General features: G+C 73.2%; 20 protein-coding genes. 7 read left to right on the plus strand and 13 right to left on the minus strand.

The genetic code is table 11. From position 1 onward, the window contains the following. Positions 1 to 153: 153 nt before the first annotated feature. The 4 genes from HS99_RS38900 to HS99_RS38915 form a co-directional block, all read right to left on the minus strand. Positions 154 to 1,182 (minus strand): LLM class flavin-dependent oxidoreductase, encoded by a 1,029-nt coding sequence (locus tag HS99_RS38900; RefSeq protein ID WP_030550559.1) that lies wholly within the window; start codon positions 1,180 to 1,182, stop codon positions 154 to 156. A 220-nt stretch (positions 1,183 to 1,402) separates the two neighbouring features. Continuing rightward, positions 1,403 to 1,792: an SCO5389 family protein gene (locus HS99_RS38905; RefSeq protein WP_030279651.1), complete on the minus strand. Its 390-nt coding sequence runs from the start codon at positions 1,790 to 1,792 to the stop codon at positions 1,403 to 1,405. Between the two features lie 104 nt (positions 1,793 to 1,896). Next, positions 1,897 to 3,468, minus strand: a complete 1,572-nt coding sequence (locus tag HS99_RS38910) for an MFS transporter (protein WP_030550560.1) — start codon at positions 3,466 to 3,468, stop codon at positions 1,897 to 1,899. Between the two features lie 169 nt (positions 3,469 to 3,637). After that, entirely contained in the window at positions 3,638 to 4,627 is a 990-nt protein-coding gene (locus HS99_RS38915) for an Lrp/AsnC family transcriptional regulator (protein WP_030550565.1), read from the minus strand. A gap of 126 nt (positions 4,628 to 4,753) precedes the next feature. On the opposite strand from HS99_RS38915, the gene HS99_RS38920 reads away from it, so the two are divergent. Beyond that, the gene (locus HS99_RS38920; protein WP_030279657.1) at positions 4,754 to 6,223 is read left to right on the plus strand and encodes an FAD-dependent monooxygenase; all 1,470 of its coding nucleotides are present in this window, start codon (positions 4,754 to 4,756) and stop codon (positions 6,221 to 6,223) included. A gap of 123 nt (positions 6,224 to 6,346) precedes the next feature. Here HS99_RS38920 and cynR read toward each other — a convergent pair whose 3' ends face one another. After that, on the minus strand, positions 6,347 to 7,291 hold the full coding sequence (cynR, locus tag HS99_RS38925) for a transcriptional regulator CynR (protein ID WP_030550566.1): 945 nt from the start codon (positions 7,289 to 7,291) through the stop codon (positions 6,347 to 6,349). A gap of 126 nt (positions 7,292 to 7,417) precedes the next feature. Here cynR and HS99_RS38930 point away from each other — a divergent pair, with 126 nt between their 5' ends. The 4 genes from HS99_RS38930 to HS99_RS38945 all read left to right on the plus strand — a co-directional run bounded on the left by HS99_RS38930 (position 7,418) and on the right by HS99_RS38945 (position 9,570). Further along, positions 7,418 to 8,011 carry a carbonic anhydrase gene (locus HS99_RS38930; RefSeq protein WP_030279661.1) on the plus strand — a complete coding sequence of 198 codons (594 nt, stop codon included), beginning with the start codon at positions 7,418 to 7,420 and terminating at the stop codon, positions 8,009 to 8,011. Positions 8,012 to 8,077: 66 nt separating this feature from the next. Next, positions 8,078 to 8,548 carry a cyanase gene (gene cynS, locus HS99_RS38935; RefSeq protein ID WP_030279662.1) on the plus strand — a complete coding sequence of 157 codons (471 nt, stop codon included), beginning with the start codon at positions 8,078 to 8,080 and terminating at the stop codon, positions 8,546 to 8,548. Positions 8,549 to 8,653: 105 nt separating this feature from the next. Next, positions 8,654 to 9,154 carry a nucleoside deaminase gene (locus HS99_RS38940; RefSeq protein WP_030550567.1) on the plus strand — a complete coding sequence of 167 codons (501 nt, stop codon included), beginning with the start codon at positions 8,654 to 8,656 and terminating at the stop codon, positions 9,152 to 9,154. A gap of 8 nt (positions 9,155 to 9,162) precedes the next feature. Continuing rightward, positions 9,163 to 9,570: an NUDIX hydrolase gene (locus HS99_RS38945; RefSeq protein WP_030279666.1), complete on the plus strand. Its 408-nt coding sequence runs from the start codon at positions 9,163 to 9,165 to the stop codon at positions 9,568 to 9,570. A 423-nt stretch (positions 9,571 to 9,993) separates the two neighbouring features. Here HS99_RS38945 and HS99_RS38950 read toward each other — a convergent pair whose 3' ends face one another. Beyond that, positions 9,994 to 10,677 carry an alpha/beta fold hydrolase gene (locus tag HS99_RS38950; protein WP_030279669.1) on the minus strand — a complete coding sequence of 228 codons (684 nt, stop codon included), beginning with the start codon at positions 10,675 to 10,677 and terminating at the stop codon, positions 9,994 to 9,996. A 223-nt stretch (positions 10,678 to 10,900) separates the two neighbouring features. Between HS99_RS38950 and HS99_RS38955 the strand changes: the two genes are divergently transcribed. After that, positions 10,901 to 11,893, plus strand: coding sequence for an alpha/beta hydrolase (locus tag HS99_RS38955; RefSeq protein WP_037828337.1), 993 nt, complete (start codon positions 10,901 to 10,903; stop codon positions 11,891 to 11,893). Positions 11,894 to 11,915: 22 nt separating this feature from the next. Here the strand turns inward: HS99_RS38955 and HS99_RS38960 are convergent, their stop codons facing one another. Together HS99_RS38960 and HS99_RS38965 are read right to left on the minus strand one after the other, a co-directional pair. Then, entirely contained in the window at positions 11,916 to 12,806 is an 891-nt protein-coding gene (locus HS99_RS38960; protein ID WP_232790654.1) for a phenylalanine 4-monooxygenase, read from the minus strand. 397 nt (positions 12,807 to 13,203) lie between these two features. Continuing rightward, positions 13,204 to 13,752 carry a YciI family protein gene (locus HS99_RS38965; protein WP_030279675.1) on the minus strand — a complete coding sequence of 183 codons (549 nt, stop codon included), beginning with the start codon at positions 13,750 to 13,752 and terminating at the stop codon, positions 13,204 to 13,206. A gap of 203 nt (positions 13,753 to 13,955) precedes the next feature. Here HS99_RS38965 and HS99_RS38970 point away from each other — a divergent pair, with 203 nt between their 5' ends. After that, on the plus strand, positions 13,956 to 14,507 hold the full coding sequence (locus HS99_RS38970; RefSeq protein ID WP_050367081.1) for an RICIN domain-containing protein: 552 nt from the start codon (positions 13,956 to 13,958) through the stop codon (positions 14,505 to 14,507). A 298-nt stretch (positions 14,508 to 14,805) separates the two neighbouring features. Here the strand turns inward: HS99_RS38970 and HS99_RS42040 are convergent, their stop codons facing one another. The 5 genes from HS99_RS42040 to HS99_RS38995 form a co-directional block, all read right to left on the minus strand. Then, a complete protein-coding gene (locus HS99_RS42040) occupies positions 14,806 to 16,533 on the minus strand; it encodes a putative Ig domain-containing protein (RefSeq protein ID WP_157881796.1) in 1,728 nt (575 codons plus the stop codon). A gap of 240 nt (positions 16,534 to 16,773) precedes the next feature. Then, positions 16,774 to 17,964, minus strand: coding sequence for a M20 metallopeptidase family protein (locus HS99_RS38980; RefSeq protein WP_050367202.1), 1,191 nt, complete (start codon positions 17,962 to 17,964; stop codon positions 16,774 to 16,776). 361 nt (positions 17,965 to 18,325) lie between these two features. Then, positions 18,326 to 19,819 carry a SulP family inorganic anion transporter gene (locus tag HS99_RS38985; RefSeq protein ID WP_063738027.1) on the minus strand — a complete coding sequence of 498 codons (1,494 nt, stop codon included), beginning with the start codon at positions 19,817 to 19,819 and terminating at the stop codon, positions 18,326 to 18,328. A gap of 47 nt (positions 19,820 to 19,866) precedes the next feature. Beyond that, positions 19,867 to 20,457, minus strand: coding sequence for a carbonic anhydrase (locus HS99_RS38990; protein WP_030279685.1), 591 nt, complete (start codon positions 20,455 to 20,457; stop codon positions 19,867 to 19,869). Positions 20,458 to 20,651: 194 nt separating this feature from the next. Beyond that, a complete protein-coding gene (locus HS99_RS38995) occupies positions 20,652 to 21,002 on the minus strand; it encodes a hypothetical protein (RefSeq protein ID WP_030279687.1) in 351 nt (116 codons plus the stop codon). Between the last annotated feature and the right edge of the window lie 45 nt (positions 21,003 to 21,047).

The raw sequence follows: 21,047 nt of genomic DNA on the forward strand, positions 1-21,047 counted from the left end.
GTGGGAGAAGCGAAACGGCCGGACCGGCTTCCCGCCGGCGGGGCCCGGCCGAGGAGCGGGGGCTGCCAGGTACCGGCGCGCGGGCGGGGGACGCCGGACGGGCGAGAGGACCGGCCGCGGGAGCGCGTCGTTCGACCAGCGCGAGAGGGACCGTCAGACCAAGGGCGACCAGCCGAGGGCGGGGCCGAGCCGGGTGGCGAGGTCGGTGAGGATCTGCACGTAGTCCTGGTGCTCGAAGGTGAACGGCAGGGCGAAGGCGACTTCGTCGACCTCCTGGTAGCCGGCGTGGGCGCGCAGCCGTTCGGCGAGCTCCTCGGAGGTGCCGACCAGGTCCGGGGCGAACAGCAGCCCGCCCGGGCCCTGCGGGGCGAGGGTGCGCGGGGTGCGGGCGAGGGCGTACGCCTCGTACTTGGCGCGCTGCTCGGGGGTGGCGCTGTCGGTGGGGACGACCACCAGGCCCTGGGAGACCCGGGCGCGCTCGCCCGCGGGGTGCAGGGCGCGGAAGGCTCGGATCTGCTCGGCCTGGATCGTGGCGAAGTCCGCTGCGGATTCGCCCGGTTCGGGCTTCACGACGCTGCTGGTCAGCAGGTTGAGCCCGTGTTCGCCCGCCCAGCGGGCCGAGCGCAGACTGCCGGCGCCGTACCAGAGCCGATCGGCCAGCCCGGGGGAGTGCGGCTGGACGCGGCGCGAGTACACCTCGATGCCCTCGGTGCCGGCGAAGTCGGAGGCGTCCTCGCCGCGGACCAGGGCGAGCAGGCGTTCGGCGCGGCGGTGGCCGAAGTCCTCGTGGTCGCCGGTGTCCGGGTAGAGGGCGCCGCGCACGTGCTCGTAGTGGGTCGGCCGGCCGACGCTGAAGCCGGGGTTGAGCCGGCCGCCGGAGAGCAGGTCGACGGTGGCGAGGTCCTCGGCGAGCCGCAGCGGGTTCTCCCAGCCGAGCGGGACGACGGCGGTGCCGAGCTGGATGCGGCTGGTGCGCTGGGTGGCGGCGGCGAGGACGGCGACGGGTGAGGAGATCCCGTACTGGAGGTGGCGGTGGCGCAGCCAGGCGCTGTCGAAGCCGAGCCGCTCGCCGAGGGTGATGAGGTCGAGGGTGGACTCGTGGCCCCGGCGCGGATCGGCCTCGTCGAAGAGCCCGATGGTGAGGAAGCCGAGTTTCCGCAGCGGGCGGGGGGTGGGCGGCATGGTGGCGGCTCCGCGGGGGATCCAGCGGCCCCGGGGAGGGCCGGACGGCTGGTGCGCGTCGACCGTACGCAGGCGGTCCGCGGCCCGACAAGATCGCGCGCGATCCGGACAGCGGATCGCAACGGGCCGCAACGCGAAGCAACGCGGCGCAACGCGCGCCGGGGCCTGCCCGGCGGGATCCGCCGGGCAGGCCCCGGCGCACGCCGGTCGTGCGCCTGGGTCAGCAGCTGCGCAGCTCCGGGCTCTGGTTGCGGATCTGGTTGTGCAGCGAGGTGAACTCGCGGTAGGCCTTGCTGTCCTCGGAGCCGGGGCGGAAGGCCCCGACGCGGTGGCAGTTGACGAAGGCGAGCTTCACGCCGAAGTGGTCCTCCAGACTGCCCCGGATGGCGTTGCTGGCCAGCGCGCGCAGCAGCTGGGCGCGCTGCTCGTCGCTGGGCGTGGTGTTGTCGGTGGTGAACTCGGCCTCGGTGGCAGCGAGTTCGGTGCTGAGTCCGGCGACGACCTGGTAGGCGTACGGGAGCGAGGCGCGGACGGTGTCGAGGAAGTCGGCCTCGTCCACGCGGCCGTTGCGGGCCTGGTCGAGCAGGGCGGGGGAGACGTCGAGCGACATGGAGGTCCTCTTTCGCGGGGCGCGCGCAGGGCGCGGCCGGGGGACGGTCGACGAAGATGAAAACCATTTGCGTAAGAGACTGTCCTGGACGCCCCGACGGTCTGTCAAGTACCGACCCCCGAGGGGCCGGCGCCCGGCCCGCCGTCCGAGCGGCCGGCGACCGCCGCCTGCGGCACCCGCCGCACCTTGATGACGAACACCGCGATCAGCACCGCGAGCGCGGCGAACACCAGTCCCATCCGGAAGGCGGCTTCGATGCCGTGCGCCAGCACCTGGGAGGAGTACGGCGCCGGCAGCTTCCCGCTCGCCCGGAACTGGAGGGCCTGCTGCGGGGTGGCCTGGCCGAGGAACTTCCCGACCTGCTGCCGGGCCTCGTTGCGGCTCGCCGTGCCGAAAACCGTGACCAGGATCGACAGGCCGAGCGAACCGCCCACCTGCTGGGTGGTGTTGAGCATGCCGGTGGCCGCCCCGGTCTCGTGCGGGGCGACCTGCGAGACGGCGGTGAGCATCGCCGGGACGAAGATCGAGCCCATTCCGAAGCCGAACAGCAGCGTCGGCCCGAGGATGCCGCCCACGAAGGTGCTGTCGACGTCGATCCGGGTCGCCCAGAACACCCCGCACAGCACCAGGGCCGAGCCGGTGACCAGGAACGGCTTCGGGCCCCACCGCAGCTGGTTGCGCGCGGCGAACTGGGCGGCCGCCACGATCGCCGCGCTGATCGGCAGGAAGGCGAAACCGGCCCGCAGCGGGCTGTAGTTCAGGATCTCCTGCACGAACAGGGTGATGAAGAAGAAGATGCCGAACATCGTCGCCGCCACGCACAGCATCAGGCCGTACACACCCGAGCGGTTGCGTTCGCGGAACAGGTGCAGCGGGGTGATCGGCTGCGGCACCCGTCGCTCGTTCACCAGGAAGGCCGCCAGCAGTGCGACCGCCAGGCTGAACGCGGTGAGCGTGACGGCGTCCGTCCAGCCGTGGTCGGAGGCCCGGATGAAGCCGTACACCAGCGACACCATGCCCACCGTGGCGGTGAACGCGCCGGTCAGGTCGAAGCGCCCGGGGTGCCGCTCGGACTCGTTGATGTACAGCGGTGCCAGTACCGCGATCGCGACGGCGATCGGCACGTTGACGAACAGCACCCACCGCCAGGACAGCCAGGAGGTCAGCATGCCGCCGAGCAGCAGGCCCACCGTGCCGCCCGCACCGGCCACGGCGGAGTACACCCCGAACGCGCGGTTGCGCTCCGGGCCCTCCTTGAAGTTGGTGGCGATCAGCGCCAGGGCGGTCGGCGAGGCGATCGCCCCGCCCAGCCCCTGGAGCGCCCGGGCCGCCAGCAGCCAGGCCGGGGACTGGGCGACCCCGCCGAGCAGCGAGGCCAGGCCGAACACCAGCACGCCGACGATGAACACCCGCCGGCGCCCGAGGATGTCGCCGGCACGCCCGCCGAGCAGCAGCAGCCCGCCGAAGGTGAGGGTGTAGGCGTTGATCACCCAGGACAGGTCGGTGGTGGAGAACTTCAGCGCCTGCTGGATGTGCGGCAGGGCGATGTTCACGATCGTGACGTCGAGAACCACCATCAGCTGGGTGGCCGCGATGACGGTGAGGGCTATCCCTGGGCGCTGGCCCCGACCTGCGGTCGCGGGCGGCGCCGTGGCCTGGGCACGCGAGGTGGCCATGGCAGGTCCCCCAATGGCTCGGGGCGAACGACGGGCAGGGAACGGGTTCGTTCACCACCAATGACAGTAGACCCGGCCGATAGGGAACACAACCGTTCATTACGGGCACGCAGTGTTTTCCGGACAATAACTGATCAGGGGTGTGAAAGCGGCCCGTCGCCGGGCGTCGTCACGTCCGGTTCGCGGCCTGCTTGACGGTACGGATCACCGGCGCCGTCTCGACCTGGAGGACGGCCGGGAGGGCGGCGACCCTCGTGGTCAGGTAGCGGTACAGCGCCCGCTGGTCCGCGCAGACCACGGTGGCGTACAGGTTGGTCGGGCCGGTCGTGGCGGCGGCGAAGGCGACCTCGGGGTGGCCCGCCAGCGCCCGGCCGGCCGCTTCGAGGTGCGGGGGCGCGACCGAGAGCCACAGCAGGGTCCGGGTGCCGGCGCCGAGCAGGCGCCGGTCGCAGTCGACGTCCAGGTAGAGCACCCCGCGTTCGCGCAGCTCCGCCATCCGGCGCCGGACCGTCGTGGGCGACCAGCCGGTCAGCCCGGCCAGCTGCTCGAAACCGGCGCGGCCGTCGGCGGCGAGCGCGGCGAGCAGTTTGCGGTCGCCGTCGTCGAGCCGTACGGGCCGGTCCGGCAGCGGGCCGACCGGTTCCGGCCGGTGCGGCGGCGGAGCAGGGCGCAGCGCCTCGACGGCCTGCGCGTCCAGCGGGCCCAGTTTGGCGATGAGGCTGTCCGGGCCGCCGTAGAAGGTGTGCAGGACGGAGTGGGCGCTCACCCCCTCCACCCGGGGGGTGCGCGGGAGGCGGGCCAGCAGCAGCGCCTCGCTGTCGGCCTCGCTCTCGGCGCGGACCGTACAGGTGATCTCGGTGCCGCCGGAGGACAGGCTCACCCAGGCGGTCTCGGGGCGCCGGGCCAGCGCCTCGGCGACCGCGACCGCCGCGGACGGCGCGCAGCGCACCCGCAGCAGCCACAGCACCGCGCCCAGCGCCGTCGGGTCGATCCCGCCGAGCACCCGCACCGCGCCGGTCGAACGCAACCTGGCGTACCGGCGGGCGACGGTGCGGTCCGACACCCCGAGGACGGCGGCGATCGTGCTGAACGGAGCCCGGCCGTCCACCTGGAGGGCGTGGACGAGGCGGCGGTCCAGGTCGTCGTAGTCGGATTCCACCGCGCCGAGCGTAGCCGGTGTCGGATCCCGCCGCCATCGCGCCGGTCACTCGCCCAACCGCCCCCGGTGGCGCGAACGTTGGCCCCGTCACGAGAACACTTTTCGACGGGAACCAGGGAGACAACCATGGACACCGACGTACTCGTCGTCGGCGCCGGCCCGACCGGACTGACGGCGGCCAACGAACTGCTGCTGGCGGGCGCCTCGACCGTACTGGCCGACCGGCTGCCGCAGCCCAGCGCCCTGTCCCGGGCCGGCGGCATGCAGTCCCGTACGGTCGAGGCGCTCGACCAGCGCGGTCTGCTGGAACCGCTGCTGACCACCGGGCACCACCCGGTCGGCACCAGCCACTTCGCCGGCATCCCGCTGCCGGCCGACGACGACTCCCGCCCCCGACTGCCGTGGCGTTCCGTTCCGCAGGTCGAGCTGGAGGGCTTCTTCGAGAAGCACCTCGCCGCACAGGGTCTGCACGTCCGGCGCGACCACGAGCTGGTCGGCCTCGCCCAGGACGAAGAAGGCGTCACCGCGAGCTTCGCCAACGGCCGTACCGTGCGGGCTCGTTACCTGATCGCCGCCGACGGCGGCCACAGCACGGCGCGCTCGCTGCTGAAGGCCGAGTTCCCCGGCCGGGCTGGCACGGCGACCACGATCGCCGCCGACGTCCGGCTCAGCGGCACCGAGCAGCTGGGCACGCACCACCGCGCCGAGGACGGCACCTGGGCCGCGGTGTTCCCTCTCGGCACCGACGGCCGGGGCAGGCCGCTGCGCCGCCTCGCCCTGGGCGGGCCGGGCCGGTCGGTGCCCAGGGACGTCCCGATCACCGAGGAGGAGATCCGCACCGGGCTGCGCGCCGTTTTCGGCGAGCGGGTGCAACTGCTCGAACTGCGCCATGCCCGCCGGATCACCAATGCGGCCCGGCAGGCGGCGCAGTACCGGCACGGCCGGGTGTTCCTGGCCGGCGACGCCGCCCACGTCCACCTCCCGCTCGGCGCCCAGGGCATGAACAGCGGCATGCAGGACGCCTTCAACCTGGGCTGGAAGCTCGGCGCCGCCGTGCGCGGCTGGGCACCGGAGGGCCTGCTCGACAGCTACCACACCGAACGCCACCTGGCCGGTGCCCTGGTGCTGCGCAACGTCCAGGCGCAGAGCCTGCTGATGGACTGGACGGGCAGCGGAGACCCTGAGGTGACGGCCGCCCGGGAGCTTTTCACCGAGCTGGCCGAACTGCCGGAGGTGCGGCGCCGCCTCGGCGACCTGATGGCCGGGACGGCCATCCGCTACCCGATGCCGGACGCCGCTCCCCACCCGCTCCTCGGCGGCCCCGCACCGGACGTCGACCTCGGCCCGACCCGGCTGCACGAGCTGCTGCGCTCCGGGCGCGGGGTGCTGCTAGACCCGCGGGGCGACCTTGCCGGGACCGTCGCCCCCTGGTCGGACCGGGTCGACCGCTTCGGCCGCACCGGCCGCGCCGACCGGGGCGCTGTGGCGGCCGAACCGATGCTGGTGCGCCCGGACGGCCACGTCTGCTGGGTCGGTGTTTCGGAGTCCCTGCGGCCCTCCCTCGCCCGCTGGTTCGGCGCCCCGGTGTCCGGCTGATCGTCCGTTTGCCGGGGCGGGGACGGCCGCCGGGGCCGCCCGCGCCCCGGCACGGCTAACGGGGTCACGACGTCGGCACGTATGTCACGGCCTCGGCCCGTAGTCGCCTGTGAGCCGCCCGGCCTACGGGGCCGGCGGGTAGCCGCGGGTGCGGACGAGGGCGTGGGCGAGGTCGGTGAAGGCGCGGGCGGCGGCGCTGCGGTAGGCGTCGGAGCGGCGCAGCAGGGTGACGGTGCGGGTGGGGAGGGGCGGTTCGAGGGGGATCCGGGCGAGGCGGGGGTGCTCGTGGGTGACGGCCTCGGGCAGGACGGTGGCGAGCGGGGTGCGCTGGACGACCTCGGTGAGGGCCTGGACGGAGTTGGCCTCGACGGCGATCCGCGGGCTGACCCGGTGCTGCGCGAAGTAGCCGTCGATGTGCCCACGGGTCGCGAAGTCGCCGCTGAGCAGCGCCAGTTGGCGGTCGCCGAGGTCCCGTACGGGAAGCGGTCCCGGCTGGTCGGTGGTCGGCGGGTCGGCGATTGGGTGGTCGGCGGTCGGGTGGTCGGCGCCGACGCCGGTGACGAGGGTGAGGGTCTCGGTGAAGAGGGCGGTGGCGGTGACGCCGGGCAGGTGGGGGCCGTCGAAGGCGATGCCGAGGTCGAACTCGTCGGTCAGCAGTCCGGCCTCGATGCGGTCCTGGCTGGTCTCCCGCACGGTCAGGGTGATGCCGGGGTGTCGGGCGTGGAGCTCGGCGGTGAGCGGGCCGACCAGATAGGCCGTGAAGGTCGGGGTGACGGCCAGGCGCAGCTGCCCGCGGGAGAGGTCCTGGACGTCGTGGACGGCGCGCTCGGCGGCGGCCAGGTCCCGCAGCGCGCCGCGGGCGTGGTGGGCGTACGCCTGCCCCGCGTCGGTGAGGCGCACGGTGCGTCCGGTGCGGTCCAGCAGCTGGGTGCCGAGGGTCCGTTCGAGCTGCTTGATCTGCTGGGACAGGGTGGGCTGGGAGATGTGCAGCTCCTCGGCGGCGCGGGTGAAGTTGCCGTGGTCGGCCACGGCGAGCAGATAGCGCAGGTGGCGCAGTTCCAGGGCCATGACGCAACTATAGATGTCATCAATGGAAACCATGGGCAGTAGCTCTTGGACACTATAGAAGCAGGTCATGCACAGTGGATCTCGTCGGGCCCCACCGGCCCGGCCGCCACGAAAGGAAGTGACCCCATGCGTGACTTCGCCCAGGGCATCGCACGCTTCCAGCAGGACGTCTTCCCCGCCAAGGAAGAGCTCTTCACCCGCCTGGCCGTCCGGCACGCCCCGCACACGCTGTTCATCGGCTGCTCCGACGCCCGCGTCGTACCGGAGCTGATCACCGGGGCGGAGCCGGGCGAGCTGTTCGTCATCCGTACCGCCGGGAACCTGGTGCCCGCCTACACCCCCGGGGCCGACGGCGTCACGGCCAGCATCGAGTACGCCGTCGCCGCTCTGGGCGTGCGGGACATCGTCGTCTGCGGCCACTCCGCGTGCGGCGCGATGACCGCCCTCGCCCACGGCCACGACCTGAGCGGCGCCCCGGCGGTCGCCGACTGGCTGCGGCTCGCCGACGCCTCGGTGGCCCGGACCGCCACCCCCGGGGACGTACCGGCCCTGGTCCGGCACAACGTGCTCGCCCAGCTGGCGAACCTGGCCACCCACCCGTCCGTCGCCCGCGCCCTCGCCGAACGGACCGTCACCCTGCGCGGCTGGGTCTTCGACATCGCCACCGGCCGCGTCGAGGACCTCACCCCGGACGGCCGCGAGGCCGTGCCCGCGGCCTGACCCGGGAAGACCCCAACCCCGAATCCAGCTGCTCCGCGCAGCCGTTAACCCGAAAGGAACACCCCCATGGTGCACGCCCAGTTCGACCCCACCGCCCGCCAGGCCCTCGCCGTCGCCGCCGTCGACGCCAAGACCCGCAAGGACCTCAGCTGGCAGCAGATCGCCGACGCCTCCGGCCTGTCGGTCGCCTTCACCACCGCCGCCGTCCTGGGCCAGCACGCCCTGCCCGAGGACTCCGCCAAGGCCGTCGCCGCCCTGCTCGGCCTGGACGACGACGCGGCGCTGCTGCTCCAGACCATCCCCACCCGCGGCTCGATCCCCGGCGGCATCCCCACCGACCCGACCATCTACCGCTTCTACGAGATGCTCCAGGTCTACGGCACCACCCTCAAGGCCCTGGTCCACGAGCAGTTCGGCGACGGCATCATCTCCGCGATCAACTTCAAGCTCGACGTGAAGAAGGTCGCCGACCCCGAGGGGGGCGAGCGCGCCGTCATCACCCTGGACGGCAAGTACCTGCCGACCAAGCCCTTCTGAGCCGAGCCTCCGGCGGGGCGGGCCCATCGCCCGCCCCGCCCCGCCCGGCCCGGACATAGCCACCCTTCGACATCCTTCGACACCCTTCGACCCCGAGGAGGCCCCGTGGACTTCGTCCAGCGCACCATCGACCTCGCCCGCCGGAACGTCACCGAGGGCGGCCGCCCGTTCGCGACCGTCATCGTCAAGGACGGCCGGATCCTGGCCGAGAGCGCCAACAAGGTCGCCCAGACCAACGACCCCACCGCCCACGCGGAGATCCTCGCCATCCGCGAGGCCTGCACGAAGCTCGGCACCGAGCACCTGACCGGCACCACCATCTACGTGCTCGCCCACCCCTGCCCGATGTGCCTGGGCTCGCTGTACTACTGCTCGCCTGACGAGGTCGTCTTCCTCACCACCCGCGACGCCTACGAACCGCACTATGTCGACGACCGCAAGTACTTCGAACTCGCCAACTTCTACGACGAGTTCGCCAAGAACTGGGAGGAGCGCCGACTGCCGATGCGGTACTCGCCGAGCGAGGACGCGGTGGAGGTCTACCGCCTCTGGCAGCAGCGCAACGGCGGCGAGCGCCGGGTCGCGGGCACCCCGACGGCCGGGTGAGGCCCCCGATGCCCGACGTGATCGAGAAGGTGGCCTGGACCCAGGTGGAACACGGCCGACTCCTGGCCACCCGCAGCCACGGCCGCGAGCTGTTCTACCTCCCCGGCGGCAAGCCCGAGCCCGGCGAAACCCACGTCCAGGCACTGGTCCGCGAGGTCGAGGAGGAACTCGGCGTCGCCCTGGACCCGGCGACCGTCCTACCCCTGCTGACCGTCGAGGCCCCGGCCGACAACAAACCCGCGGGCACCGTCGTCCGCGCCACCTGCTACACCGCCGACCACACCGGCACCCCCACCCCCTGCGGCGAGATCGCCGCGCTCGCCCACCTCACCCACGGCGACCACCCCCGCGCCAGCGCCACGACCCGTACCGTCCTCGACCACCTCGCCGCCGCCGGCCGGCTGCTGCGCCGGTAGGCCCCGCCCCAGCCATCGGCCCGGATCGAGGGCACGGCGGGTCCGGGCGCCAGGAGGGCCGTACTCGGCGCAGTGCTCACAATCGCACCTGGTCAGGGAGTTGGCCTGACAGTGGGCGGTCTCCCAGTACGGTGAAGCACAGGGCCCGGGGTCGACGAGGGAGCCGTCCTCGGGCAGGCTGCGCCGGCACCAGTCGCAACGGACGGCGGCCGGCACCCCCGCGCGGCGCAGGACCTGCGCTGCGTGGGAGGCGACCTCGAACGGGACGTCCGACACGAGGGTGGCCGATCCGGTGTCCAACACCCGGCGGCTGTGCCACAGGCTCAGCCCGGTCACCGCGCGGACGGCCTTGAGCGCCGCCGCACCGCGGGGCGAGGCACCGGCCAACTCCACCATGAACTGCGGGTCCTCCACAGCTCCCCCTCAGCCGGTCGTGGCGATCCTGTCGAGCAGGGCGGCGAGCTCGGTGGGGCGCGAGAGGAACGGCGAGTGGCTGCCGGGCAGGTGGTGGACGGTGTCGGTCCGGGCCGCCAGGCGTTCCTGGTGGGCGGGTGCGAGCGCGAGGTCGTCGTCGCACACGATGTAGCTGGACCGGGTCGAGCGCCAACCCGCGGTGGTCACCCGTTCCCGGAAGGACCGCGCGCTCTGTGGCGTCAGCCGCGCCAGGGCCCGCTCGGCGGCCCCCTCCGCGGCGTCGCCGAAGAACAGCTCACGCGCGTCCTCCGGTGGCGGAACGCTGCCCACCGCCTCCCCGGACTCCGGCAGGCCGAGGAAGGAGGCCAGCGATTCGCCCGCTTCGAGCGGGTAGGCCGCCAGGAAGACGGCGTGCACCGCGTTCGGGGCCTCGGCCAGCGCCTCGGTGACGGGCACGCCGCCGTAGGAGTGGGCCACCACGGCGGTCGGCCCGTCGATCCGCCCGAGGGCCTCGCGTACCGCCCGTACGTCGTCGACGAGGCCGGCCGTGGCGGACGAGGCGGTCGGCAGGTCGACCGTGTGCGTCCGCCTGCCGGCGGCGTCGAGCAGGGGCCGGAGGCCGTCGAAGCACCAGGCGCCGTGCCAGGCGCCGTGCACCAGGAGGATCGACGGGCGGTCGGCGGACGTGGACATCAGGATGCCTCCTCGGGGCGGGCCGTCAGCAGCAAGGCGACTCGGAGTCGCGACAGGCTTGATCGTGTCACCGGCTTCGATCCCGTCGCAACGTCAACTGCCGTGGCGTCATGACCGCTTACGGCAGCCGGAGCGGGGGCCGCAGGCGGGCCGAGTGAACGGAACTGGCAAGCTGGGCCGGTCGGGGCGCCGTTCGGGCGCCCCTTGGCAAGGGGGTGCTGTGATGGATGAGGTGCTGGCTCGACGGGTGCCTCCGTTGGATCCGCAGGTGGGCGTCGCGGTGGCGGCCGCCGGTGAGCGGGCGCGGCAGGTGCTCACCCCGGAGGGGCTGGCGGCCTGGCAGGAGCGCGACGCCGCCGCCCGGCCCCGTCCGACTCCCGACCAGCTGCGCGACGGCGGCCGCTTCGAGGTGGGGGAGCTCCGCGTGCCACGGGCCGACGGCGGGGGAGAGGTCACACTCGTCAGCGGGCGGCCCGCCGGAGTCGGCGGGGCACTGCCGGTGCTGTACTACCTGCACGGCGGTGGAATGGTGACGGGCAACGCGTGGTCCGTCCTGCCACGGCTGCTGCGCTCGTGGGCGCTGCCGCTGGGGCTGGCCGTGGTGTCCGTCGAGTACCGGCTCGCGCCGCGCACCCGCTTCCCGGGGGCCGTCGAGGACGGCTACGCCGGGCTCTGCTGGGTAGCCGAACACGCCGCCGCGCTGGGCGTGGACGCGCGGCGCCTGGTGATCGGCGGCAAGAGCGCCGGCGGCGGGCTCGCCGCGGCCCTCGCCCTGCTGGCCCGCGACCGCGGCGGCCCGGCGCCGATCGGTCAACTGCTGCTCAGCCCGATGCTCGACGACCGCGGCGACACCTTCTCCAGCCACCAGATGGCCGGCCACGACACCTGGCACCGTGCCTCCAACGCGACCGCCTGGCAGGCCGTCCTGGGCGAGCGCTACGGCGCCGCCGACCTCTCGCCCTACGCCGCCCCGGCCCGCGCCACCGACCTGTCCCGGCTGCCCGCCGCGTACCTCGAAGTGGGCTCCGCCGAGACCTTCCGCGACGAGACCGTCGCCTACGCGGACGCCATCTGGCGGGCGGGCGGCGACGCCGAACTCCACGTGTGGCCCGGCGCCTGCCACGGCTTCGACACCCTCGCCCCGCATGCAGCCGTCTCCCAGGATGCCCACGCCGCCCGCACCCGCTGGCTGCGCCGCATCCTCCCGCCGGCGTGAGCCTGCGACCGGTCGCTCCCGGTCAGCCGGTTGACCGGGCCCCGGGCGGGGTGCGGCCGAAGCGGGACGCGCTCCCGTCGTCGAGCTGTTCCAGGAAGCCGTTCAAGGTGTCGGCGACCTCGTGGAGGCAGCGGGCGCTGAACAGGACCGGCTGGTAGCCGGAGATGTCGTACGGAGTGGTGAGCATCGCCTCGATGTCCAGGGCGCGTACGTCGGAGAGTCCCAGGCGCCGGATCTCGCCGAAGGAGGACAGCAGGGCCGCGCCGTAGGCCTTCGGCATGCCGTCCTCCTCGAGGACGCCGTACTCCAGGGTGAACCAGTAGACGTCGCTGATCATCTGCAGGACGTCCGCGTCGTCGATGCGCCTGGCGGCACGTCCGATCGAGCGGTAGATGTCGGCGAACGCCGGGCAGGACAGGTGGATCCCGTGGCCGAAGACGTCGTGGACGACATCGGGCTCGGGGGTGAACAGCGGCACGGCGGGGTGCCGGACGAACTGCACGGCGTGGAAGTAGCCGTCCGCCATCGAGCCGAGGAACCGCTTGTTGGCGACGACGCCTCCCGCGAGGGTGAACTGGAAGCCCGTCGAGCGGCGCAGGGCCGGTCCGACCTCGGCGTGCTGCGGGATGCGGTGGGCGGGGATGGGCGCCTGCTCCCTGGCGTCGAGGACGGCGCGGCAGGCGTGCTCCTCCTGGGCCGACCACAGCGCCCGGTGGATGGTCCGCCAGGTCCGATCCTCGCTCGCGCTGTACTCGACCAGCGGCGCGGGATCCCCGACCCGGTGCCCGCGGGCCATGGCGGCCAGGGACCGGCGCCGTCGCAGATAGTGCGGATCGCTGAGCCCGGGGTGCTCGGCGGGCACGCCCAGCCGGCCGTCAGCCGCAACGGGTGTACGCGCCCTCGTTTCGCCCACACACTGCATTTTCCCGGCGGATACGGACTCATGCATCCGCTCCCAGTCGCTACCCGTGCCCGAAGAAGCGCCCGGGCGCGGCACGCCAGGAAGGCGCCGGGGACCCGAGGTGCCGCACCACCGAGGCCAGCAGCGCGGTGCGCCGAGGCTCCGGGGTGCGCTCCAACGGACTGGTCACCCGCTCCGACCCGGCCGACCTTCACCCCCAACGACTCTTCGCGACCCCGGACGAACAGGACCACGCCGTCGCGGCGGTGCTGCGGAGCGGTCAGGCGCCCCACGCCCTGGAAGCGCAGGACGGTACTACGCGAGGCCGTACCGATCCCGCCCCGCCACCGCGTGGGCCGACCGGCCGGCGTGACGTCCGCGCGAGAGGGCCGCTCAACCCCGGCCGGGGCTACGACGGACGCCCGCCGAAGGTCCACCCGTGCACCTCGACGTCGGCGTACCGCTCCACCGTCAGTACGCCACGGGCGGTCTTCAGGTCCGGCGCCCGGAGCAGGACGGCCGTACCCGGCCAGGTGACGCCGTCGTCGGACAGGAGCGGCCCGTAGGCGATCAGTTCGTCCCGGTCGGCGGGTACGGTGAGGTCGGAGGGCTGCCCCGTGCCGAGGCCGAGCACCAGATAGTGGTTGCCGCCGGTCTCGCCGCCGGGGAAGTCCCACATGGTGCGCCCCAGCAGGTTGCGCCAGCGCCGCAGCAGCACGTCGCGGTAGACGCCGGCCCGGTAGCCGGGCTCGTCGAAGGCGAACGCGGGAGCGGCGGCCGGATCGGGCAGGTCGACGATGTGGACGCTTCCGGTGGGTACGCCGTCGTCGTCGAGGGTCGGGCCCCGGGCGATCAGCTCTTCCGCGAACCGGTCCATGTAGGACCAGTGTTCTTCCAGCAGCTCGCGGCGCAGCGCCAGGGAGTCGGGCCGGTCTCGGTGGTAGCAGAGGAACTCCATGCCCGCAGTCTCTCCTCAAACGGGCGGCGTGGTAGAGCAGTTGGTGGGACCGGTGGAAGTGTCGGGCGAACGTCGGGCCAACGTCGTGGCCGCGGGCGTACCGGGGCCGTGAGGATGGGGCACGTCAGCCGGTCGGCTGACACGGCGAGCGCCACGGGGCACGGGAACCCTCCGTCCGCTCACTCATGCTGCGAGGAGAGTTCATGCGCAAGCAGATCTGCACCGGCCTCGGAATCCTGGCCCTGGTGACGGCCGCCCTCGGCGCGGGCGTCGGGTCGGCGGCGGCCGCGGAGGGTCGCGCGAACGTCGGTACGGTCCGCGCGGCCGCAGGCCTGAACTACGTGGGCCAGTACCGGATTCACAGCAGCTACAACGGCAAGTGCCTGGACGCGGACCTGAACACGATCGGCGCCAACGGCACCAAGGTCCAGCTGTGGGACTGCAACGGCTGGACCAACCAGAACTGGACCCTGTGGACCGACGGCACCGTCGACTACATCCAGAACAACTACAGCGGCCGCTACCTCGACGCGGACCTCAACACGATCGGCGCCAACGGCACCAAGGTCCAGCTCTGGGACTACAACGGCTGGTCCAACCAGCGCTGGAACTTCGCCAGCTACGGGGTGGTGAACGGCTACAACGGCCGCGTGCTGGATGCGGACCTGAACACGATCGGCGCCAACGGCACCAAGGTCCAGCTCTGGGACAGCAACGGCTGGACCAACCAGAACTGGACGCTCGAGTCGATCTGATCCTCTCAGGTCCTCCCGGCAGCCTGCCCCACCAGAGCTGCCGGAGGACGGTGGCGCCGGCTCGTCACGAGCCGGCGCCACTCGTCGGCGGAGCCTCGGCCGCGATCCGCGAGCGGGGCCTCGCCCGGAGGGTCAGCAATCCGTGCAACACCCAGCCCCCGACTCTCGCCCGATCGAGCTCCCGGGCGAAGGCGGCGAGGCGCGCCTGGCGCAGCTCACCTGACCATCCGTCGGTCGACGAGACCGGTGGCGCGCAGGGTGAGGTTGAGGCCGGACGTCCGACGTCCCCCGCGCCGGATCAGCCGACGTTGACGGCCGTGTCGTCGAGGACGAAGGAGGTCTGCTTGGTGTAGTCCTCCGCGCCGCTGAACTTCAGGGTCACGGTCTGCCCCGCGTAGCCGGACAGGTTGAAGCTGTGCTGCTGGTAGCCGGCGGCCGCGTTCGTGTTGGAGTAGGTCGCCAGGGTGGTGCCGTTCGCGGTCACCGTCAGCTTGTCGTACGCGCTGGTGGTGGGCTCGGCGGTGTCGACGTGCAGCCAGAAGCTGAAGGTGTAGGTGCTGCAGCCGGTCGGCAGGGTCACCGTCTGGGCGAGCGTGTCGGTGTTGGCGCTGCCGTAGCCGTCCAGCCAGACGTCGTACGTGCCGGAGTGCGGCGGCTCGCTGGAGCTGCTGTTGATGGTGCTGCTGCCGCCGGTGTTGGTCTCCGTCCAGCCGGCCGTCGTACCGGCCTCGAAGCCGGGGTTGGTGAGCAGCTGGGCCGGGGTGCAGCCGCCGCCGCTGCCGCCGGACTGGACGGTCCAGGTGAAGGTGACGGAGGAGGACGGGCCGGTGGAGTCGGTCGCGGTGGCCGTCACGGAGTAGGTCCCGGCGGTGGTCGGGGTGCCGCTGATCAGGCCGGTCGTGGCGTTGACGCTCAGGCCGGCGGGCAGCCCGGAGGCGGCGTAGCTCAGGGTTCCGCCGGCCGTGTCGGTGGCGGAGAGCTGGAGGCTGGTGGCGGTGCCGGCGGTGGCGGTGCGGGCGCCCGGGTTGGTGAGGGCGACGCCGCCGGTGGTGCCGCTGCCGCTGCCCGAGGCGAGCCAGGCGGTGGCGTTGAGGCCGAGTGCGGCGTCGGTGCCGGCCGGGTCGTTCCAGCCGTTGTAGAGGGTCTTGCCGGATTCGCCGGTGCCGTCGTCGATGGTCGAGCTGTCGCCCCAGATGGCGACCCGGCCCTTGCCGAAGCTGCTGGTGGCGAAGAAGGCGCCGGTGGTGCCGGAGTAGCCGGTGCGGTAGACGATGCCCTTGACGCTGGGGTTGTCGGCGGGCTTGAGGGTGAAGGTGGTGCCGTTGCGGATGATGCTGCCGGTGACGGTGCCGAACGGGCCGTGCAGGACGGGGTCGTTGGCGTCGTTGACGGCGGTCGGGTTGTCGGTCTGGATGTTGAGGAGGTCGACCGAGAGCCCGAACGGGTCGTTGCTGTTGACCGAGTTGGTGGTCATCAGGTCGTTGATGATGGCGGGGGAGTCCCAGCCGTCGTTGTTGCGGTCGCTCTGGGTGTGGTCCGAGATCAGGAACAGCCCGCCGCCGTTCTGGACGAACTTCATGACGGCGGTCTTCTCGGCGTCGCTGAGCCGGATGTTGGGCTCGGGCAGGACGAACTCGTCGAAGTTGGCGAGGTCCAGCGCTCCGCCGGTGCCGTAGGTGATGGTGGAGCCGCTCGGCAGGGTCTTGAGGCTGTACTGGCCGGTCTTCTGGAGGGCGACGCCCCAGCTGGAGATGGCGCCGGTCCAGTCGGTCTCGGACTGCGGGCTGGCGTTCTGGGCAAGCGGGTCCGGCTGGCTGGTGGAGATGATCCAGTCGGCGTTGCCGGCGGTCTCCGCCTTGGTGTCGTCGAACAGCACCCGGTGCTGGGTGGTCGTGGCGGCGGTGGGGGCCGCGCCCGTCGTGGTCGCGGCCGCGGCCCGGTGGGGGACGGCGCCGGCGGCGGTGAGCACGGCCAGGGCGACGGCGCCCAGGGCGAGCGGACGGGTGGCGGCTATGCGTCTGAGCACTGGTCAGACTCCTTGTGTCGTGGGGGTGCAGGGAAGTACCAGGGGGTGCTACGCGCGTAGGCGCAGTGGCACCGTCCCATGATGGGGTAAGCGGCGCTTGAACGGAACGCGACGAAACGGGTCATCGCCGCGCCACTCACCCTCATCGGGGAAAGCCTGCACAGCTGCCACACCGTAAGCTCACCAGATCTCCTTCCCGTTCACCGTGTGTCCCCCAGGGCAGGACCCGCCTGACAGGCCCTACCCCCGGGCCAGCCGCCCCAGGGCCAGGGCCGCCAGGAGCGCGGCGCCGTCGGCGAGGACGTTGTCCTCGAACTCGGCGTCGGGGGAGTGGTTGTAGGCCGCGGTGAAGGGGTCGCGGCCGTCGGTCGGGGCGGCGCCGAGCATCAGGAACGCCGACGGGACGACGGCGGCCAGCACGCCGAAGTCCTCGGAGCCGGCGATCGGCTGGGCCATCGGGACGTACCGCTCCGGTCCGAACAGCCGGGCCGCCAGGCCGGTCGCGAAGTCCGTCTCCACGGGGTCGTTGACGGTCACCGGGTATCCGGGCTCCACCTCGGCCACCGCCTCCAGCCCGTGGGCCGCCGCGATCCCGTGCACCACGCGCAGCGCCTCGCTGCCCACCAACTCCCGCGAGCGCGGGGAGAAGGAGCGGACGGTCGCCTCGAACCGGGCCTCGTCGGGGATCACATTGGCCGCCGTGCCGGCACTGAGCGTGCCGACGGTGAGGACCACCGGGTCGAAGGCGTCGATCCGCCGGGTCACCATCGACTGGAGGGCCAGTACCGCCTCGCACACGGCCGGCACCGGGTCCAGCGCCGAATGCGGGCTGGACCCGTGCCCGCCGCGCCCGCGCAGGGTGACCCGCAGGGTGTCGGAGGCGGCCAGCATCGGCCCGGGGCGGGCGGTGACCAGCCCGTTGGGCAGCAGGGCGGCCGCCACGTGCAGGGCGTACGCGGCCACCACCCGTTCACCGGCCGCGTCCAGCACGCCCTCGTCCACCATCCGCTGGGCGCCGCCCGCCCCCTCCTCGCCGGGCTGGAACATCAGGACCACGTCGCCCGCCAGCTCCGCGCGCCGCTCGACCAGCAGCCGGGTGGCGCCGACCAGCGCGGCCATGTGCAGGTCGTGCCCGCAGGCGTGCATCGCGCCGGGGATCGTCGAGGCGTACGGCACCTGGACGTGCTCCTGCACCGGCAGGGCGTCCATGTCTGCGCGCAGCAGCACCTTCGGCCCGGGGCGGCCGCCGCGCAGCACCGCCGTGATCGAGCTCAGGCCCTTGCCCAGGGTGAGTTCCAGCGGCAGTCCGTCCAGTGCGGAGAGCAGCCGGGCCTGGGTCCTGGGCAGGTCGAGCCCGATCTCCGGCTCCTGGTGCAACTCACGCCTCAGGGTGGCGAGTCCGGGTTGCAGCAGGGCGGCGGATTGGGTCAGTTCGGGCAGTGCCAGTCGGTCGAACAGGGTGGTGGACGCGGAAGGGTCGGACACGGGGCCTCCAGACGGGGGTCGGGTCGGGCTGGCTCCATGATCTGCGCTCACCCGGCCCGTCCGCCCGGATTCACGGCTGACCGCCTTCGTGGGGTGAGCGAGCGTGTGATGCGAGAACCCACCGTGACGGTCCTGACCGCCCTCGCGGACGCCCCGGCACGGCTGCGCCATCGCCCAGGAGATCAGGGCGCTGACCGACGGCCGGGTCCAGCTGCGCACGGGCGCCCTCCACGGCGCACCCCGCCGTCGCGCCGGACATCCCCGGCGCGACGGCGCGGCGCCATGTGAGCGCGCTCGCGACCTCGGATCAGACCTGCCCGGCGAGCGCGGGGATCAGCCGCACCTCCTCGGGCGCCCTGGCGTTGTGCCGCTCGGTCCAGGTGGTCAGCGCGGTCTGGCAGGCGTGGTCGAGGTGCCGCAGACCACTGAGGTCCAGCTCCACGACCCGGTCGGCCGGCAGCGCCTCCAGGGTGTCCAGGAGCCTGGGCAGCCGCAGGAAGGTGGCGTTGCCCGTCAGCCGGACCCGGACGTGCCCCTCGGGCTGCTCCTCGGTCTCCACGTGCAGCCGGGAGGTCTCCCAGGCCGTCTTGACGACCGAGAGGCCCAGGCCGATCAGCACGCCCTCGAACATGTTGACCGTGACGATGGCCACGGCGGTGGCCAGCAGGACGAGCGCCTCCGGGCGGTGCTCGCGCCACAGCGGGCCGAACTGCTTGAACGGCAGGAGCTTGAACCCGGCGTGCACCAGGACGCCGGCGAGCGCCGCGACGGGGATGACGCCGAGCGCGGCGGGCAGCAGTGCGGCGAAGAGCAGCAGCCACACGCCGTGCAGCACGCGGGAGGCCTTGGTCCGGGCGCCGGCCTGGACGTTGGTGGCGCTGCGGACGATGACGGCGGTCATCGGCAGGGCGCCGAGGGCGCCGCAGAGGGCGTTGCCCGCGCCCTGGGCCATGAGCTCCTTGTCGTAGTCGGTGCGGGGTCCGTCGTGGAGGCGGTCGACGGCGGCGGCGCTGAACAGGCTCTCGGCGGAGGCGACGAGGGTGAAGGCGACGACGGTGACGATCAGGGCGGGGGTGAACTGCTCGAACGCCCCGGTGCCGGGCGGCTGGACGGCGTCCAGCAGGCCCTTGACCTCGACCTTCTTCATCGGACGGTCCAGCAGCCAGGTCACGGCCGTGGCGAGCACGACGGCGACCAGCGCGCCCGGGACGACCCGCGCCCTGGCGGGCAGCCGCTGCCACAGCACGATCACGGCTATGGTGCCGGCTCCGATCAGGAAGGTGCCGCCGGCGGCGGGGGGGGAGACGAGCCGGGCGAGGAGGGCGGGCAGGCCGAGGAGTTTGTCGGTCCCGCTCGCGGGCGCCGGCCGGTCGGCCATCGCGTAGAGCTGCCCGGCGATGATGACCAGCCCGATGCCGGCGAGCATGCCCTCGACCACGGCGACGGAGATCGCGCGGAACCAGCGGCCCCAGCGCAGCGCGCCGAGCAGCAGTTGGAGCAGGCCGGCGGCGGCGACCACGAGGCCGAGCGCCGGCAGGCCGAACCGCTGCACGGTCTCGGCGACCAGGACGGTCAACCCGGCCGCAGGGCCGCTGACTTGGAGGCTGCTGCCGGGGAGCAGGCCGGTCACCAGGCCGCCGACGATGCCGGTGATCAGGCCGAGTTCGGCGGGCACGCCCGAGGCGACGGCGACGCCGACGCACAGCGGGAGGGCGACCAGGAAGACGACGAGCGAGGCGGTCAGGTCGTACTTGAGCGTGGGAAACCTGGAGGCGGGAAACCTGGAGGTGGGAAAGCGCATGGGAGCCTTCGTCGGTGGGAGTCCGGAGGTGGTGGTGGGCCGCGGCGTCAGAGCGGCAGGAAGGCGCCGGCGCCGGGGCGGTGGGTGAGGACCGCGCCGGTGTGCACCTCGTAGAACCAGCCGTGCAGGCCGAGCAGGCCCTCGGCGGCCCGGCGGGCGACGCTCGGGTGGGTGCGCAGCCTCTCCAGCTGGTCGAGGACGTGGCGTTGTACGGGGGCGGCCAGGTCGTGGCCCGGTTCGCCGCCGGGCGTCAGCGCGGTGCCGTCGGCGAGCCAGTCGCGGACGGCGGGCACGCCGGTGAGGTCGTCGCCCCGGACGACGGCGCCCACGGCGCCGCAGTGGGAGTGGCCGCACACCACGATGTCGGCGACGCCCAGGACCTCGACCGCGTACTCGATGGTCGCGGCCTCGGCCGAGGGAACGGACGGCTGGTACGGCGGGACGATGTTTCCGGCGGTCCGCAGCTCGAAGAGGTCCCCCGGCCGGGCGCCGGTGACGGCGGCGGGGATGATGCGGGAGTCCGAGCAGGTGATGAACAGCGCCTGCGGGCGTTGGCCCTCGGCCAGCCGCCCGAAGGCGTCGGCGTCCTGTGCGGCGCGGCGGCGGAAGGTACGGGCGTGGTCGATGAATCCTTGCATGTCGGTGCCTCTGGCCCTTCGGAAGTCGTGCGGGTACAGGGACTTCGGGACCGTGCCCGCTCGGTACGGAGGCAGCGCGGAGCGCGACGGCGGCGGTCGTGCCGTGGGCCGTCGTGAACTGCCGGTAGGTTGAGCGGTGGGAGACCCTCGTACGGGTCCGCCACGGGTGAGCGTGCGGGCGCGGTCTGCGCCGATCAGCAGCGGAACACCTGGAGGTCCGCGGTTCTGTCCTGTCTGGCCGCCCGGTGGGGCGGTTCGGGGACCGCGTCCTGCGAGGGGTGGTCGGCGGCCGGAGCCTCGTGGTCGAGGGCCGGTCGCAGCTCGGGTCGGTGCTGAGGGGCCCGGACGTTCCGGGGCCGTGTCCAGCCGGGGCCGGGCACGCACTTGGGTGTCACGGCCTCCTCGGCGAGCTTCGTCGCCATGGCCGGCCGTGGGCGGTTGGGCTCCCGGGTGTACGCGGATGCGGACGGGGACAGCAACAGCAGGCCCACCGCTGCCAGGAGGGCCACGGCTACGGCGCGGACCACTCTCCTGGCGATGAACATTGACCTTTCCTTTCCCCGGATTTGGCTCGGCCTTGAACCCTCACG

The sequence above is a fragment of the Kitasatospora aureofaciens genome, from assembly GCF_001188955.3.
GTDB lineage: Bacteria > Actinomycetota > Actinomycetes > Streptomycetales > Streptomycetaceae > Kitasatospora > Kitasatospora aureofaciens.

Bases quoted from the DNA above. Each gene is read 5' to 3' on its own strand.
- HS99_RS38900 (WP_030550559.1), bottom strand. From the start codon at position 1,182: ATGCCGCCCACCCCCCGCCCGCTGCGGAAACTCGGCTTCCTCACCATC.
- HS99_RS38905 (WP_030279651.1), bottom strand. From the start codon at position 1,792: ATGTCGCTCGACGTCTCCCCCGCCCTGCTCGACCAGGCCCGCAACGGC.
- HS99_RS38910 (WP_030550560.1), bottom strand. From the start codon at position 3,468: ATGGCCACCTCGCGTGCCCAGGCCACGGCGCCGCCCGCGACCGCAGGT.
- HS99_RS38920 (WP_030279657.1), top strand. From the start codon at position 4,754: ATGGACACCGACGTACTCGTCGTCGGCGCCGGCCCGACCGGACTGACG.
- cynR (WP_030550566.1), bottom strand. From the start codon at position 7,291: ATGGCCCTGGAACTGCGCCACCTGCGCTATCTGCTCGCCGTGGCCGAC.
- HS99_RS38930 (WP_030279661.1), top strand. From the start codon at position 7,418: ATGCGTGACTTCGCCCAGGGCATCGCACGCTTCCAGCAGGACGTCTTC.
- cynS (WP_030279662.1), top strand. From the start codon at position 8,078: ATGGTGCACGCCCAGTTCGACCCCACCGCCCGCCAGGCCCTCGCCGTC.
- HS99_RS38945 (WP_030279666.1), top strand. From the start codon at position 9,163: ATGCCCGACGTGATCGAGAAGGTGGCCTGGACCCAGGTGGAACACGGC.
- HS99_RS38950 (WP_030279669.1), bottom strand. From the start codon at position 10,677: ATGTCCACGTCCGCCGACCGCCCGTCGATCCTCCTGGTGCACGGCGCC.
- HS99_RS38955 (WP_037828337.1), top strand. From the start codon at position 10,901: ATGGATGAGGTGCTGGCTCGACGGGTGCCTCCGTTGGATCCGCAGGTG.
- HS99_RS38965 (WP_030279675.1), bottom strand. From the start codon at position 13,752: ATGGAGTTCCTCTGCTACCACCGAGACCGGCCCGACTCCCTGGCGCTG.
- HS99_RS38970 (WP_050367081.1), top strand. From the start codon at position 13,956: ATGCGCAAGCAGATCTGCACCGGCCTCGGAATCCTGGCCCTGGTGACG.
- HS99_RS38985 (WP_063738027.1), bottom strand. From the start codon at position 19,819: ATGCGCTTTCCCACCTCCAGGTTTCCCGCCTCCAGGTTTCCCACGCTC.
- HS99_RS38990 (WP_030279685.1), bottom strand. From the start codon at position 20,457: ATGCAAGGATTCATCGACCACGCCCGTACCTTCCGCCGCCGCGCCGCA.
- HS99_RS38995 (WP_030279687.1), bottom strand. From the start codon at position 21,002: ATGTTCATCGCCAGGAGAGTGGTCCGCGCCGTAGCCGTGGCCCTCCTG.